General features: G+C 72.1%; 1 protein-coding gene. It reads left to right on the forward strand.

What is annotated here, in order from left to right; translation table 11 throughout:
* Positions 1 to 220 (forward strand): DUF2878 family protein (locus ACQG3P_RS21880; RefSeq protein WP_426806225.1); only part of this gene is annotated, 220 nt, incomplete at its 5' end.
* Between the last annotated feature and the right edge of the window lie 24 nt (positions 221 to 244).

A 244-nucleotide genomic window follows, 5' to 3' on the forward strand; every position in this document is an offset into this window, starting at 1 on the left:
TCGTGGGGTGGCCGTGTTGTGCGGGCTGGTCGTGGATGGCCTCGCGGGTACAAGCGGGCAGGTGGTGTACGCCGCAGCCTGGCCCAATGCGTGGCTGGCGCCGGTGTGGATCCTCGCCCGGTGGGCCGCATTCGGGATGACGCTTACGGTTTCCCTGAAAGTGCTGCAGCGGCGGCTCTGGCTGGCCGCGCGGCTCGGCCTGATCGCGCCGCTGGCGTAGCTCTCCGCCGCGCGCGGCTGGTCG

It is taken from the genome of Stenotrophomonas sp. SrG (genome assembly GCF_050031795.1).
Classification (GTDB): domain Bacteria; phylum Pseudomonadota; class Gammaproteobacteria; order Xanthomonadales; family Xanthomonadaceae; genus Stenotrophomonas; species Stenotrophomonas rhizophila_A.